Here is a 14,672-nt window from a genome sequence, read left to right as displayed (position 1 = left end):
GTCCCCTGTGACCAGCAGTCGGCGGCGAATAGGCCGATATTTGCCGCGAGGCTCCGCGCCGGGCGGAGTCATGATCCACGTGTGACAATTCGGCAGAGAGTGCAGCGACCGGTCACGGTCCCCCGACCTGGGCGTCCAGCGCGGGCGTCCGGCGAGGATATCCGCGGCATTCGCACCTGGCGAGCGTCCGCGGGAAGGGTGCACTGTGGGTACACAATCCGCGGAGACGACGGGCGCACGAGCTGGTGAGACCCCCGAGCAACAGGCCGGCGCGCAGGATCGGGCCGATAGGGCGCCGGCGCCCGGCCAGTGCACTCTGAGTGAACTACTGGCAGTTCTCGACCTCGGCGGGGATGTTCCGCCGGTGCCGGCCCGATGCCTGCTCAGCACACACGGCGGCGTCCTCGGGGCGCAGCTGCTCGGCCAGCAGATCGTTCTCGCCGAGCGTATGACCCCCAGTAAGATCACGCACAGCCTGCAGACGGTGTTCATGCGCCCCGGCGACTGCCGCCAACCGGTCTGGATCGACGTCGAGCGGTTGGCCCACGGGCGGTCGATCGACTCCCTGGCCCTGACCTTCCGACAAGACTCGTTGCAGATCTGCCGGGCGGACGTGATGCTCCGCTCCCCAGAGCCGGACTTCCTGCGCCTGCGCTCCACCGAGTCCGACTTCCTCGGCCCGGAGCACGCCAGCCCCCTCGACCGTCCGATGATGCCCTGGGAGGTTCGGGTGCTTCCCCGGGCGGGCACCCATCAGCTGGACCAATGGCAGCGCATCCCCGGGGCGCCGGAGGACCGGTCCCTGTGGAGGGCGTTCATCGCGCACAGCTGCGAACTGCTGCCGCTGTCCGACCTGCTGGCCGTCACCGGCCTGACCCCCACCAGGCGCCTGGCAGTCGCCGTCCTCTCGCAGAATGTGACCTTCTACGACGACCTGGACGTCCGGGACTGGCACCTGTTCCGGGTGCGTACCCTGCACGCGGGCCACAGCCGGACGATCGGCCGTGTCGAGGTCTTCGGCCCGGACGGGGAGCTACGCGCGGGCAGTGAGCTCGTCGGGCTGCTGCGCAGATCCACGATCTGATGTCCGCGCGGCTGATGGAGATGGATCAGACCTCCGCGAGTGCCTGGTCCTCGTCGTCCGAGGCCCCGGACGCGGTCTTCTCCGCCGCGCCGAGGGCCGGCTCCGGCTCGGGCCGCCGGACACGGGGCAGCAGCAGCGCGGCCAGGATCCCGGCGGCGAGGACGCAGCCGCCGATGAACAGCCCGAGGGAGTAGCCGGAGGCCAGCGCGTCGAGCCGCGCGGCCCCGTGCCTGAGACGGCCGTCGGTATACCTGGTCGCGATCGTCGACACCGCGGCGAGGCCGATCGCCGCGCCGATCTGGCGGCTGATGTTGATCAAACCAGACGCGAGGCCCGCCAGGCACATCGGCACGCCCGCCGTGGCCGCGGCGACCATGACAGGGCCCACCCCCAACCCGATGATCAGGACCAGGCCGAACACGTGCACCCAGTACGAGCCGTCCCGGGTGATCGTCGACAGCCAGAGCAGACCTGCCGTTCCGCTCATGAGACCGAACACGATGATCGGACGCGGACCGAGCCGCCCGATCATCCGGGTGACGATCCGCGAGGCAACGATGACCATAAGTGGTATCGGGAGCATGGCCACCCCGGTGCGCAGCGGGCTGTAACCCTGAGCCTGCTGGAGGAAGAGGGTGAGGAAAAAGAGGATCGTGAACATCGCGGCGCCGAGGAAGGCGGCGACCGCGTTCGCTGCGGCGAGCCCGGGGTAGCGGAAGATGCTCAGCGGCACCAGCGGGGCGGGGGTCGTGACCTCGACGACCACGAACGCGGCAAGGAGCACTACCGCCCCGGCCAGCATCCCGAGCGTGACCGGGGACGTCCAGGAGGAACTCTCGGTGCGGACGATGCCGTAGACCGACAGCACCAGGCCCCCGGTGACGGTCACCGTGCCGGGAATATCAAGATCACGCAGCCGGCTCAACTGGCCCCGCGACTCGACAAGCACGAGCCGGGCGGCCACGAGGAGCGCCACCCCGATCGGCACATTGACGAACAGCACCCACCGCCAGTTCGCGACCTCGGTCAGCGCACCGCCGACGATCGCGCCGAGCGCCCCGCCGCTGGCCGCGGTGGCGCCCCACGCGCCCAACGCCCGGGTCCGCTCCTGCCCCTCGGCGAAGGAGGTCATCAACAGGGTCAGCGTCGCCGGGGCGAGCACGGCCCCGCCCAGCCCCTGCACGGCCCGGGCGACGATGAGCTGCGCCTCGGTCCGCGCAAAACCACCGCCGAGGCTCGCCAGGGTGAACAGCGCCAGCCCGGCCACGAACACCCGGCGGCGACCGAACAGGTCTGCCGCCCGGCCGCCGAAGAGCAGCAGACCCGCGAACGCGATCGTGTAGGCGTTGACCACCCACTGCAAGCCGCTCGCCGTCATCCCGAGATCGGTCTGCATCGACGGCAGCGCGACGTTCACGATCGAAATGTCCAGAACGACCATGAACTGGGCCAGGCAGCAGACGGCCAGCACGGCCCAGCCCGGAATCCCCCGGCCCGGCGGTGCGCCACCTCCCGGCGAGGCACCCGCCCCGGTACCGGCGGTCCTGCCGACCACGGCACCACCCTCGTCCGAACCGCCCTCATCCGAACCTGTCATCACCCGATACCTCCAACCCCAGCCTTCATACAACTCCAGCCTTCGTACACCGTACGAGCAGTGAGCCAACCCTACGCCGTACGATGTACCAACGCCAAAACGGCAGCCTGTGCGTCCTGCCAGGAGGCGTCCTGCCAGGAGGTGAGTGGCGATGGCGGCGCCGCCGAGTGCGGCCCCGGGGCGATCCCAGGGGAAGCCGATGGGACGGGTGTCCACCCCACCGGGATGCCGGACGCCGCTGAGCGGTGAACGGCTGGCCCTGGCCGCGATGGAGATCGCCGACGCGGAGGGGCTCACGGCGGTGTCGATGCGGCGGATCGCCGCACATCTGGGCGTCGGGACGATGACGCTCTACCACCACGTCCGGGACAAGGACGAACTGACCGGCCTGATGTGGGACGCGTTCCTGGCTGGGCATCTGCTGGACGAGGTTCCCGAGGACTGGCGGGACGGCCTCACCCAGATCGCCCGGCGCGCGAGGCGGTCCTTCCAGGAACGTCCCTGGGCCCTTCGGATCGGCATCCGCCGGGGTTTCGGTCCCAACAAGCTGCGGCACATCGAGCAGTGCATGACCGTCGCCTCGAAGATCACCGATGATCCGCAGGACCAGCTGCGCATCATCCACTCGCTTAATGATCTGGTGGTCGGCTGCACGCTGCGCGAACTCGGCGACCGGGAGGATTTCGACCGCCGACGGCCTCCGGCGGCCGACTCCCAGGATCGCCCCGGTGTCCCGATGGCGGGACCGGTTTTCTCCGTCCAGGTCCTTGACGCCCAGGTCCTCAACCGCGCGCAGACCACCGAGGACGCGCAGACCGCCGAGAAGGAGTACCCACGGCTGCGCGCCCTCGCCGCCCTCGGCTGCGGATACACGGTGCCGCGCTTCGAGCAGGCGCTGAAATGGCTTCTCGACGGAATCGCCGTCGCGTACGCGCCGGAGCCCCCGGCCAACCGATGATCGGTTGGCCGATCATCGGTTGGCCGGGAAATAGCCGACCAATGTTCCGCCGACGATAATCACTGTGCTCGCGCCCGGTGCCCGCCGGCGTCCGGCGGATGCCGAATTCGCTGCGGATACGAAGAAGTGCGAAGAAGGATGCGTAGCGGCCTTCACGGACACGACTGGAGTAGCTACCGTCGGAGCGAATAAACGTCGCTGACCGTCCACGAGCCGCATTCGGGGCATCATCACCATGACCGCTCGGCTACCTCGTCACGTCGCGCCGCTCGCCGTGGGCGAGCCCACCTCACTCGGGCCCTACCAGCTGCTCGGTCGGCTGGACGCCGGCATCACCGGCATCGTCTATCTGAGCCGTGCTGTCGGAGGCGCGCAGGTCGCGATCCGCGCGCTGCACCCGGGCGACGCCCTGCGCGCGGACATGCGGGCCCGGTTCGCGGCGGCGATCAACCGCGCTCGCGTGCTGGCCGGGGCACACACCTGCGGGGTGCTCGACGCCGCGCCCGACGCCGAGCGGCCATACGTGGGCACGGAGTTCGTCGGGGGCCCGACCCTGGCCCGCGAGCTCACCGAACGCGGACCGCTGTCCTCGGACGAGATCGACCGCCTCGCCCGGACCCTGTTGGAGACCATCGATGCGGCGCACCGCACGGTCGGCGCACTCGACGACCTGACAGCAACGGATATCGTGCTCTCCGTTACCGGGCCGCGGCTGGTCGACCTGGGTGTCGCGGCGGCCCTGCGACCACTGCTGCTGTCCCCCGCGGCCGGCTCGGCCGGAGGGACGCCGCACGTCGTCGCCGGGCGCTCCGGCCACCTGCGGCCTCCCCCCAACAGCCCCGGCTACGTGCCCGGCTATGGCTACGGCCCCGCGGCGAGTGGCTGGGAGGGCCCCGCCGCCGACATCGTCGCGTGGGCCGGGATCGTCGATCTGGCCGCGACGGGAAAGCCCAGCGGGTCCGTCGAACCCGCGGCCCGGGCCGGGCGACGCCGCGCCGACCGGTCGGAGCACACGGCTCCCATCGGCCAGGGGGTGCGGCGGGCGCTCGCCCGTGTGCGACAGGCCGACGGGGCCTCTCTGCCCGACACCGCCGAGCTGCTGGCGCTGCTCTCCAGATCGAAGCCGCAGTCGACCCGAGCGGCGTGGGGCCGTGGCCGACAGGCCGCCACGGCTCACGGCGGGCGGGCGGGCGCCGCGACGACAGGCGCGGATCCGCGGCCTGAGCCTACCGATCCTCGACCACTGACCCGGACGGCTCCCCTCGGAAGGGCTCCCCTCAGGACGGCCACGGGCGGGCGGCACAGCACCGGTCGGCGGGCACCGAGCCCCACCCGGAGTGTCCCGGACCCGATGGCCGCCCGGGCGCTGCCACCGCTCCCGACACTGCCGCCACTCCCGATACTGCCACCGCCGGAGCTCCCGCCCCCGGACCGCCGTCCGGCCTCCGCTCGTCCGGAGTCCGGACGAGCGGAGGCCGGACGAGCGGCATCGGTGGGATCCACATCAGCGAGGCGGGCAGCCGAGCCACGGGTAGAACGCCTGCCGGTGGACCCGCTCGTTCGCGCTCGCCGGTCCCGGATGCGCCCGGTCGCCGCATTCGCGGTGGCTGCGGTGGCAGCGGTGGCGGCCGCAGCCACCGCCGCGGGGCTCAACTCCTCGCCCGACGACGTGACCACGGGTGCGCGTGCTCCGTTGCACGAGTCACAGCCGGACGACGGCGGCACCGTGGACACTCCGAGCAGCGGCCGGTCCGGATCCCGCGAGGGCCGCCCGGCCGTGCGGGCACCGGCCGCCCCCCGGCCCGCCGCGTCAGGCAACCCCGCCGTGGACGAACCCGCCGTGGACGAACCCGGCTCAGGTGGGCCCAGCACCCTCGGCGGCGGATCCGTCCTCGGCCCGACCAAAGAGGAACAGCAGAACGACCTGGCGGCGGAGGACTTCGCCCTGAACACCCTGCGCCTCGCGGCGGGTGGCAGGTCCGCGCCGCCGGGGCGTTCCTCTGGCGGCCCGGTGCCGGCGGCCTCCCCGCCGGCGCACCAGGCGCCGCCCGTTCTCGCCGCCGCCCCGCCGGTGCCGACCAAGCCGTCCGCAGCGGCGGAAGGAGTGGCTGCCGGGCCGATCGAGGCCAGGACCCCGGCCACCGGCACCCCGGCCGCCGGTGGCCGGACCACCCGCGCGGCAACAACCGCCAGCGGAGCTTCCGTGACGTCCACGGCGACCAAGCCCCCGACCCGGCCGGCCGCCACCCGGCCACCGGCCACGACGGCTCCGGCTCCGGCTCCGGCCAGGAGGAGTCTCGCCCCGGTGCAGGTGGACGTCGTGACGTTGGCCCCGCGGTAGTCCCCAGCCCCGCGGCGGCCTCTGACGGTTACCGCTGTCGTTCGCCCGAACCGGCGACGGAGGTCACCCCCGCCCGCACGGCACCGTCGGGCCAGATGATCTGGAGGGGTTTGCGTCGCCAGCGCGCGTAGGAGACGACGTCCGCCGTACCCCCGAAGCCACACGCCGGCAGACCGTCCCACACCGCGAGGACCTGGTCGGATGCGTCGACCAGAAGGCGGCTCGCCGACATCAGGCTGGGCAGATCGGGCTTCGCCCGGTCCTGGCTGCGTATCTCGGTGGCGCGGCCGAGCAGCCGATCGTAGTCGCGCCGATGCGCAGCGGGTTGAAAGTCCCGGTAACCGGCCGCGGGTATCATGACGATGAGCCGGCCCCCAAGTTCGAGGACCACGTCGGCGAAGATAGTGTCCGCTCCCTCGGCCAGGCAGCTGATCCCGGTCAACCCGGCCGCGGCGAGAGGCGCTAGCACCCGGCGCATCTCGCCGGCCGTGTATTCGGCCTGTCCGTCGGAAAGCCCCCGGTGGCCCGTCACCCCGATGACGACCATGCCGTTGTCACCCCGTCCGGCGGTGACGACGGAAACAGCGGTAACCATCGCGCGATGCAGCGCCCGATGCGGACCGCGACGGCCAGGGTCGGCGTCGAGAGAACACCGGGCGAATGTACCCAAGGGATCCGGGGCCAGGGTGGTTCGTCACCGGATCGGGCCTGTCACGGGGCTGTGGCGCGGGTCGCCTGACTCCTTCATCCGGCCGCATTCCGACCCGCGGGCGTGCGGGCATGCGGGCGTGCGGGCGCTAGAACCTGAAGTCGAGATGAGGTCAACCGTGCGAATGCGAGGATGCGCGCCTACGGTCAGCGGCTGGCCGACTCGTACCAGGCCGGACGGGTGTTGGTGAGCCAGCCGGGGACCAGTCGGCGCAGGTCGGCGGGCCTTAGTTCCAGGTCGAGCAGGCTCCCAAGGGACACCGAGACGATATCGAGATCATTCAGCCTGCTCCCGAAGTCGGCGCCCCACGATCGGTCAGCGGCGAAGACGACGTCGAGCACCCCCATCCGCTCACCGCGTTCGATCGAGATGTTCTGGATACCGCCCACGAACGTCAGGTAGTCCAGTTCGATCCCGGCCTGCTCGTTCAGCAGCCGGCGCAGCGCCGTCTGCACGGTCTCTCCCGGCTCGACCCAGCCTCCTGGCAAGTGGAACGACTTCTGGCCACGCTCGTTGGCGAGCAGCACCCGATCACCCGTCACGAGCAGCGCGCGCGTTGATCCGCACGGGGCCGGCGACCAGGTCGCCGTAGGACGTGGTGGCGGTGACGGTCGGTTTGGAAGCGGGCGGTGTCACGGGTGCTCCAGGAGTGGCGAGTCGGGCAGGAATGGCGAGTCGGGCCGAGAGGGGCAACCTCTGCATCGTGCCCCGCCGGACCAGATCGTGATGCGCCAACCGGTCATCCAGCCGGCATCGGGTCGGTCGAGGACACGGTCCCGTCAATCCGACCACCTCGCCACCCGACCCGCATGAGCGGATATTTTTATGTAATTTCACCGTAATTTCGGATCATACGTCGCGGCTCTCCCGAAGATGCGGGTACGATCACCCCATGCCGAGATTCCGGATCAGCGAGGCCGCCGCGCTGCTCGGTGTCAGTGACGACACCATCCGCCGGTGGGCGGACAGCGGCCGACTGCCAACCGTCCTAGACGACGCCGGCCGCCGGGCGATCGAAGGCGGCACCCTGGCCGGATTCGCCAAGGATCTGGCGACCGAGCAGACCGCCGCCCAGACGCCGGTCGTCGCCGAATCCGCGCGTAACCGCTTCCCCGGCATTATCACCCGCGTGGTGCGCGACGCGGTGATGGCCCAGGTCGAGATCCAGGCCGGCCCGCATCGCCTGGTCTCGCTCATGAGCCGGGAGGCCGCCGACGAACTCGGGCTGGAAGCCGGCGTCCTCGCGGTCGGCGCGGTGAAGTCGACCAACGTCGTCATCGAGCTACCCGAGCGTCGTTGATCCCGATCAGCGAGAAGGGCCTGCCCGCCGTGTCGGTCCGCGGCGGTTCGCTTCTTCGAAGGGGTCAGCCGGAGCAACGGCCCGTCGGCCCGCACGGCCGGTTCAGCTCGCACGGCCGGTTCAGCCTGCGCGATCGGGCACCCCGGCCGGGTGACCCGCGGACCGGCGGACGTCCGCGCCGCGCGGTTCGCCGGGAAACGCGCCGCCGGATGTCCTGGGCGCTGCTGGTGCCGGCCGGGATCGCTGGCCTGTTCCTGCTCCTGCCGCTCGTCGGCCTGCTCGTCCGCGCCCCCTGGTCCGCCCTGCCCGATCTGCTCACCGAGACCGCGGTCCGGCAGGCCCTCCTCCTATCAGTGGAGACGGCCACCGCCACAACCGCGCTGTCGCTGCTGTTCGGTGTCCCCCTGGCCTGGCTGCTGGCCCGCACCCGTTTTCCCGGCCGGTCCCTGTTGCGCGCCCTGGTCACCCTCCCGCTCGTGCTGCCGCCAGTGGTCGGCGGCGTGGCCCTGCTTCTGGTGCTGGGTCGGCGCGGCGTCGTCGGCCAGTACCTCGATGGCTGGTTCGGCATCACCATCCCGTTCACCAGCGTCGGCGTGGTGATCGCGCAGATCTTCGTGGCCATGCCGTTCCTCGTCGTGTCCGTCGAGGGCGCGCTGAACAGCGCCGATCGGCGGTTCGAGGACGCCGCCGCCACCCTCGGTGCCGGGCCGTGGATGACGTTTCGCCGAGTCACCATGCCGATGACGGCGCCGACGGTGGCCGCCGGCGCGGCGCTGTGCTGGGCTCGCGCCCTCGGCGAGTTCGGGGCCACGATCACGTTCGCCGGCAACTTCCCCGGGACCACCCGGACCACGCCGCTCGCGGTCTACCTGGCGCTGGAGACGGACTCGGACACAGCCATCGCGCTGTCACTCGTACTGCTCGCGGTCTGCGTCGGAGTTCTGGTGGCACTGCGGGGCCGCTGGTTCCCCGGCGCCCGGCGGATTTTACGCAACCGGGGAACGCGTGACGCCGCCCCGAAGGCGCTCGAGCGGGGCATCCCGTGAACGCGGGGCATCCCGTGAACACCGTCCCCGGAGATTCGGCGGGGGCGGCGCCCCCCGCCCCCGCCCCCGGCCTGGATCCGGCGTCAGCCGGGCTCAGCGCGCTGATGACAGTGCGACAGGGCCAGTTCGTGCTCGACGTCAAGGTCAGCGTGGCACGGGGGGAGACGGTCGCCGTCCTCGGCCGCAGCGGGGCGGGCAAGAGCACGCTGCTGCGGGCCCTGGCCGGCCTCCTCCCGCTCGACGAGGGCCGGATCACCCTCGGCGGCGAGGTTCTCGACGACCCGGCCGAGCACCGTTTCGTCCCGTCCGAACAGCGGCCGGTCGGCATGGTCTTCCAGGACTACCTGCTGTTCCCACACCTGCGGGCCCGCGACAACATCGCCTTCGGCCTGCGGGCCCGCCTCGGCCAGGGCCGGCGGCACGCCCGGGCGTCCGCGGACACCTGGCTGGAACGGTTCGGGATCGGCCATCTCGGCGACCGGCGACCGGATGCCCTGTCCGGCGGCCAGGGGCAACGGGTGGCGCTCGCGCGGGCGCTGGCGCCGGGGCCCGGACTGCTGCTGCTCGACGAACCGCTCGCCGCGCTCGACACCGCGACCCGCCGCGAGGTCAGGTCCTTCCTGCACAATGTGCTACCGACACTGGCGGCTCCGGTGCTCATCGTCACGCACGATCCCACGGACGCCGAGGTTCTCGCCGACCGCACCCTCGCCCTCGATGCGGGGCGGGTCGTCGACCAGGACTGATCCGGGCTGCTCAGCCGGCCCCGCTGCGTGCCTCCTCGCCGCGGTGACGGATCTCGGCATCCGGACCCGGGTAGACGAAGCTGACGTGCCCCGTGTCGGACCAGCGGACCGCAAACGGCGGATCCCCCGCCGCCGAGCGCACCTCGAAGACCTCGCCGAGTCGGTCCGGCTGCCGGGTGGTGTGACGGTGGACCACCAGAGTGTCGCCCGGGTGGGCACGCATCGCCCGGCGTCGCGCGGAAGTCAGGTCAGTACCCGGTCAGGCGCGACCGGGATGGCCGGCCAACGCCAGGTGATCGACGAACCAGTCACGCGCAAGCGCGGCCGCCTGCTCCAGGGCACCCGGCTCGGCGAACAGGTGCGTGGCGCCCGGGACGATCGCCAGCCGGTTCTCGCAGCCCAGCAGTCGGGCCTGGGCCTGCCGGTTCAGCTCGAGGACCAGATCGTCCCGCGCACCGACGATGAGCAACGTCGGGACGCGTACCGCGGTCAGCTGCGCCGCGGCCAAGTCCGGTCGGCCGCCCCGCGACACGACGGCCGCGACGGGGAACCCCCCTTCCGCGGCGGCCCGCAGCGCCGCGGCGGCACCGGTGCTGGCGCCGAAGTAACCAATGGGGAGGGCAGCCGTCGCCGGTTGGCCGCGCAGCCAACCGGTCACGTCGATCAGCCGCCGGGCAAGCAGCCCGATGTCGAACACGTTCGCCCGGTCACGCTCCTCGTCCGGGGTGAGCAGGTCGAACAGCAGGGTCGCGAGCCCCGCGGCATTGAGGTCGCGGGCCACGAACTGGTTACGTGGGCTGTGCCGGCTGCTGCCGCTGCCGTGAGCGAAGACGACCACTCCCCGGGACTGGTCGGGCACGGTGAGCCGACCGGCGAGCCGAACTCGACCGACGGGGATGTCGACCTCGACATCGCCGCCGGACGGGTCGGCTACCGCGCCGCCGACCGGCATCGTCAGCGCGGCCCGGCGCAGCAGGTCGACGACCTCCTCGTCCGGTGTCTGGGAGAAGTCCGCGTAGAACTCGCCGATACCGAAGAAGGCGTCGGGCGTCTGGACGCAGACCACCTCGTCTGCCTGCCGGCGCAGCCAGCCGATCCGGTCACGGGGGGCAACGGGGGTCGCCAGCACCACGTGGGTGGCTCCCTGGGCCCGCACGACCTGGCACGCGGCAGAGGCCGTCGAGCCGGTCGCGATCCCGTCGTCCACCACGACCACCGTCCGCCCGGCGAGCGGGATCCTCGGCCGGCCGTTCCGGAACCGCCGGGCCCGACGATCAAGCTCCACCAACTCGCGCGCCTGAACCGCGGCGAACTCGTCCAGCCCCACGTTAGCCAGCCGCCGGGCCTCCTCGTTGACGACCCGCACCCCACCCTCGGCGATGGCACCCATCGCGAGCTCAGGCTGGAAGGGGACACCGAGCTTGCGGACGAGGATGACATCCAGCGGGGCCTCCAGCGCCCGCGCCACCTCGAACGCGACAGGAATGCCCCCGCGGGGCAGCCCGACGACAACGACGTCACGGCCGCGTAGATGCGCCAGCCGCTGCCCGAGCTGCCGGCCGGCCTCCTCCCGACTATCGAAGATCACGACAACCTCCTCGTGCCGGCCGGGCGGGCTCCTCGTGCTCGCCGTCCGGACCGGACATCGTCCTGTGGTCGTCGTTCCCCGATTAGTCGCCAGGATACCGACCCACACCGTCCCGGGGCACCTGCCCCGATCCGAGCGATACACGGTCCGCGGCGTGCGGTGCAAAGATCGTCGAGACGCTCCGGACAGTCGGAATCACCGTGTCCGCATGGTCCTGAACCGATCTCCGGCGGCCACTTGCGCTCCGACGCCCGGCCGGGATGCCGTGCATAATAAAGGTGTGACGCTCCGTTGGCAGCCCGGCTCCGCCCCTCACTGGGCGTGGCGAGAGGTCTGTTGTCCAGGGCGCTGTCGGTGTTGTCCCAGCCCTCGCGTCCACTGAGGCTCGCCGCACGCGCGACGAGCGCACCGGTCCTGTAACTCAGGGACCGTTCTGGGCGCGAGGGGCCTCGGGGCTCGGTGCCAGACCTGAACGAGTGATCTTTTTGCTCCCGGGGTGAAGCAGCTGTCGATCATCCGTATTCCCGGACTCCCGTCCTGCCCCTGGCCGGGTCGTTCGCCGGAGTGCTCCGTGCGCGCTCCCGGATGACCGGCTGAGCTGTGCGCTCCGCCGGATGAGCTAGGTCGCGCCGTCTCCGTCTTCTCCCGTCGCGTGCCAGCCCGCTACCCGCCCCGGTCACCTGTGGCCGTGCCGCCAGGGTCAGCCGGGCTGGTCCGGGCCTTGGCGGCTGGTCCGGTCCCGACCGGCCGATCCCCCGCTGGGACTTCCCAGACCCGCGCAACTACTACGCAATCATCACGCAATCACTGTGTAGCTATCGAGAACTATCAGGAAGGCAGCGTTCGCTGTGACCTTCGAGTCGTGGATGGCCCGGTTGCGGAGCGAGGGATACCTCGTCTGCCCGGGGAGCTCCCCGGTACCCGTCGAGGTACGAGGTGTTCGTCCCGACGGGGTCGGTCTGCTGTTCCGTTGCCGGGGAACGGCGATCCGGCTCGCCCTGTACCGGCCCGGACGGGCGGTATGGCAGATAGCCGTCCGGGACAAGGCGTGGTGCCCGGAGGAGTCCCTGCAACTGTGGACGCACCACCCGCTCGACACGGCGGATGTTCCGACCGACGCTCGGCTGGCCTTCCCTCGGGGCACCGAGCCGGACCAGGAGCTTGTCATCGACGGCACTCGCGTGTGGGGATGGTGCGGCCATGAGGCGGGGCTGCTCCGGCCAGCCGCCGCAGCCCCCTGTTCGACCGGTTGATGGCCACCGTCACGCGGTCCGGCCTCGCCCTGTCAGAGCGCATCCAGCCAGATCTCGCCCGGGAGGTCGCCGTGCCGGCCGCCCGGTCGAGGGCTCGGGGCAAGGAGGGCATCAGCATCAGCTGACGGCCGGCCGGAGGCGGCGATCCACCCGAACCGGGGTGGTCGTCACATGGGCTACGCGTTCCTGTAAGCTTCAGATGCTTCCAGGGGGTGTAGCTCAGCCTGGTAGAGCGCCTCCCTCGCACGGAGGAGGCCAGGGGTTCGAGTCCCCTCACCTCCACCCGAGTACTGATGTTCGAACCCCCGCCAGTGAGCTGGCGGGGGTTCGCTGTCTCACCGGGCAGCGGGCCATATGGCCGCTCGATTGCGTGCCAGCGGGTGTGATCAGTGATCTCAACGGAACGGCCTTCATCGGGCGGCATGCTGTCGGGTAGGACCTCCGCATCCTCGGGTTCGGAATCTTGACCGATGGTCTTGTCCTGCTGGTTCGGGGCCAGCAGGTGAGCGAACGGTTCAGTCAGGTCGGCGCCGTGAACTTGGTTGCGTACCACCCAGAAGCGGGCGAATACGGCCTGGTTCAGCGCCCGCCGCACCTCCGGCGGCGCGGCAAGGTACAGCTCATGCGCGTTGGCGCACAGCAACAGAACCTCCTCCACGACCGCCAGCACGGTGCTGGCCTCGGTCGAGCAGCGTTCTATGATCGCTCGGGCGCCGGCCAGTTCCCGCTGGATACGTTCCTGTTCGGTCTTGAGTAGATCCACGGGGATGGCGTCGGCGTAGTGCGCCTGGAGCAGCTTGAGCTGTTCACGTTCAAGATCGGCAATGCGCTTCTCCTGCTGCGCGAGCTCGCGGTGGCTGTCGGCTTGGTGTCGCTCCAGCTCGGTCATGACCTGGTTCCGGATAGCTGTGATTTTGGTCTCGGACAGCTGGATTCGCCGCCACCAGTCGGCGACCGAGGTCTCAAGGTCATCGATCAGGACGGCGGGCTGGTCGCAGGGCTGCCGCCGCTTGGCGCGGCCGATGCAGAAGAAGTACGGGTAGACCGTGCCCCACCGGTTAGTGGCGTTGGTGATCCCGAACCGGCTTCGGCAGGTACCGCAGTACACCGAGCCCTTGAGGTAGTGCGGATGGTGTTGTGGCTTTTCCCGGGCGGCGTTACGCGCCTTCCTGATGGCCTGCACTTGATCAAAGACGGCGGACGTGATGAGCGCCGGGTGTCGCCCCGGGTACCAGACGCCCTCGAACTTGACCTCGCCGAGGTAGTAGCGGTTGGCGAGCATCTTGTCGACGTGCTGGACGCTGACCGGGCGGGTGGGGCGCTTGGGCGTGGCCGGAATGCGCAAACCCCGGTACTCAAGGGCGGTCGCCAGCTGGGCCATGGTGTACTCGCCGCTGGCGTAGGCCTCGAACATCCAGACGATGTGTGGTGCGCGGTCCTGGTCGACCGCGATGGTTCGGACCTCCCGGCCGTCTACCGTCACGCGGACGTTTCGGTAGCCCAAGGGCGCCAGTCCGAGCGTGCCGCCGGCCTTGGCCTTCTGGCGCATAGGGGACGTAATGAAGTAACAAATACGTGATCGAGAGCATCATCGCAGGTCACAGGCCTGTGGAGGGTTCGAAACGCGCAAGTTATTTCATTTCGACTCCGTACCCTTCTTGGCTTCCTGCGCCAAGTTCTGTGAATAGAACTCGGCAATAGTGGCCATGATTCCGTGCAGGAGCTTGCCCGACGGTGTCTCGTCGATATTCTCGGTGGACGACACCAGTTGGGCACCAGCCTTCCGGATCGCGAGGTTGATAGTGACATCGTCCTCGCGGGAGCGGGCCAGCCGGTCGACCTTGTGTATGATCACGTAGGAGATGCCGCCTTGCTCGCGCAGGAAACGCAGCGTGGCTTGAAGCTCGGGGCGGTCGGCAGTCTTGGCTGATTCGCCGCGGTCGAGGAATTCGGCCACAATGACCGCATTCAGTCGATCGGCGGTCCGCTCGTTGGCGGGTCTTCGAAGTTAACCGGGGTGGGCGTGAGACCCCAGCCAGTTTGGTAACTG

Annotated in this window: 14 protein-coding genes, 1 tRNA gene and 2 pseudogenes; 10 read left to right on the top strand and 7 right to left on the bottom strand. The window is 70.6% G+C overall.

The window, feature by feature from the left end:
* Positions 1-205 precede the first annotated feature (205 nt).
* Positions 206-1,084 carry an acyl-CoA thioesterase gene (locus AC08OU_RS14510; RefSeq protein WP_476600446.1) on the top strand — a complete coding sequence of 293 codons (879 nt, stop codon included), beginning with the start codon at positions 206-208 and terminating at the stop codon, positions 1,082-1,084.
* 25 nt (positions 1,085-1,109) lie between these two features.
* Here AC08OU_RS14510 and AC08OU_RS14505 read toward each other — a convergent pair whose 3' ends face one another.
* On the bottom strand, positions 1,110-2,681 hold the full coding sequence (locus tag AC08OU_RS14505; RefSeq protein ID WP_476600444.1) for an MFS transporter: 1,572 nt from the start codon (positions 2,679-2,681) through the stop codon (positions 1,110-1,112).
* 199 nt (positions 2,682-2,880) lie between these two features.
* Here AC08OU_RS14505 and AC08OU_RS14500 point away from each other — a divergent pair, with 199 nt between their 5' ends.
* A complete protein-coding gene (locus AC08OU_RS14500; RefSeq protein WP_476600442.1) occupies positions 2,881-3,639 on the top strand; it encodes a TetR/AcrR family transcriptional regulator in 759 nt (252 codons plus the stop codon).
* A 235-nt stretch (positions 3,640-3,874) separates the two neighbouring features.
* The gene (locus AC08OU_RS14495) at positions 3,875-5,980 is read left to right on the top strand and encodes a hypothetical protein (RefSeq protein WP_476600440.1); all 2,106 of its coding nucleotides are present in this window, start codon (positions 3,875-3,877) and stop codon (positions 5,978-5,980) included.
* 28 nt (positions 5,981-6,008) lie between these two features.
* Here AC08OU_RS14495 and AC08OU_RS14490 read toward each other — a convergent pair whose 3' ends face one another.
* The gene (locus AC08OU_RS14490; protein ID WP_462202719.1) at positions 6,009-6,575 is read right to left on the bottom strand and encodes a hypothetical protein; all 567 of its coding nucleotides are present in this window, start codon (positions 6,573-6,575) and stop codon (positions 6,009-6,011) included.
* A 260-nt stretch (positions 6,576-6,835) separates the two neighbouring features.
* Complete coding sequence (locus tag AC08OU_RS14485; RefSeq protein WP_462187802.1) at positions 6,836-7,231, bottom strand: NUDIX hydrolase; 396 nt, start codon at positions 7,229-7,231, stop codon at positions 6,836-6,838.
* 350 nt (positions 7,232-7,581) lie between these two features.
* On the opposite strand from AC08OU_RS14485, the gene AC08OU_RS14480 reads away from it, so the two are divergent.
* The 3 genes from AC08OU_RS14480 to AC08OU_RS14470 are packed head-to-tail and all read left to right on the top strand — an operon-like array spanning position 7,582 to position 9,781.
* The gene (locus AC08OU_RS14480) at positions 7,582-7,989 is read left to right on the top strand and encodes a TOBE domain-containing protein (protein ID WP_462187801.1); all 408 of its coding nucleotides are present in this window, start codon (positions 7,582-7,584) and stop codon (positions 7,987-7,989) included.
* Positions 7,990-8,018: 29 nt separating this feature from the next.
* The gene (locus AC08OU_RS14475; protein WP_476605099.1) at positions 8,019-9,035 is read left to right on the top strand and encodes an ABC transporter permease; all 1,017 of its coding nucleotides are present in this window, start codon (positions 8,019-8,021) and stop codon (positions 9,033-9,035) included.
* Positions 9,036-9,049: 14 nt separating this feature from the next.
* Complete coding sequence (locus AC08OU_RS14470; RefSeq protein ID WP_462187798.1) at positions 9,050-9,781, top strand: ABC transporter ATP-binding protein; 732 nt, start codon at positions 9,050-9,052, stop codon at positions 9,779-9,781.
* A 10-nt stretch (positions 9,782-9,791) separates the two neighbouring features.
* Here AC08OU_RS14470 and AC08OU_RS14465 read toward each other — a convergent pair whose 3' ends face one another.
* Positions 9,792-10,004 carry a DUF1918 domain-containing protein gene (locus tag AC08OU_RS14465; protein ID WP_462187797.1) on the bottom strand — a complete coding sequence of 71 codons (213 nt, stop codon included), beginning with the start codon at positions 10,002-10,004 and terminating at the stop codon, positions 9,792-9,794.
* Positions 10,005-10,040: 36 nt separating this feature from the next.
* Positions 10,041-11,369: a phosphoribosyltransferase family protein gene (locus tag AC08OU_RS14460; RefSeq protein ID WP_476600434.1), complete on the bottom strand. Its 1,329-nt coding sequence runs from the start codon at positions 11,367-11,369 to the stop codon at positions 10,041-10,043.
* 848 nt (positions 11,370-12,217) lie between these two features.
* On the opposite strand from AC08OU_RS14460, the gene AC08OU_RS14455 reads away from it, so the two are divergent.
* The 4 genes from AC08OU_RS14455 (at position 12,218) to AC08OU_RS14440 (ending at position 13,379) form a co-directional block, all read left to right on the top strand.
* Positions 12,218-12,622, top strand: a complete 405-nt coding sequence (locus AC08OU_RS14455) for a hypothetical protein (protein ID WP_476605098.1) — start codon at positions 12,218-12,220, stop codon at positions 12,620-12,622.
* Entirely contained in the window at positions 12,622-12,747 is a 126-nt protein-coding gene (locus AC08OU_RS14450) for a hypothetical protein (RefSeq protein WP_462187793.1), read from the top strand. Before AC08OU_RS14455 ends, AC08OU_RS14450 begins: the two co-directional genes overlap by 1 nt.
* An 83-nt stretch (positions 12,748-12,830) precedes the next feature.
* A tRNA-Ala gene (locus AC08OU_RS14445) sits at positions 12,831-12,904 on the top strand.
* 220 nt (positions 12,905-13,124) lie between these two features.
* On the top strand, positions 13,125-13,379 hold the full coding sequence (locus tag AC08OU_RS14440) for a hypothetical protein (RefSeq protein WP_476605097.1): 255 nt from the start codon (positions 13,125-13,127) through the stop codon (positions 13,377-13,379).
* Between the two features lie 246 nt (positions 13,380-13,625).
* Here AC08OU_RS14440 and AC08OU_RS14435 read toward each other — a convergent pair.
* Both AC08OU_RS14435 and AC08OU_RS14430 read right to left on the bottom strand, forming a co-directional pair.
* Positions 13,626-14,003: pseudogene (locus AC08OU_RS14435) on the bottom strand (recombinase family protein); the annotation flags it as partial.
* 255 nt (positions 14,004-14,258) lie between these two features.
* Positions 14,259-14,597: pseudogene (locus AC08OU_RS14430) on the bottom strand (recombinase family protein); the annotation flags it as partial.
* Positions 14,598-14,672 lie beyond the last annotated feature (75 nt).

It is taken from the genome of Frankia sp. CcMO1 (genome assembly GCF_977945845.1).
This window is presented reverse-complemented; position numbering and strand designations above follow the sequence as displayed.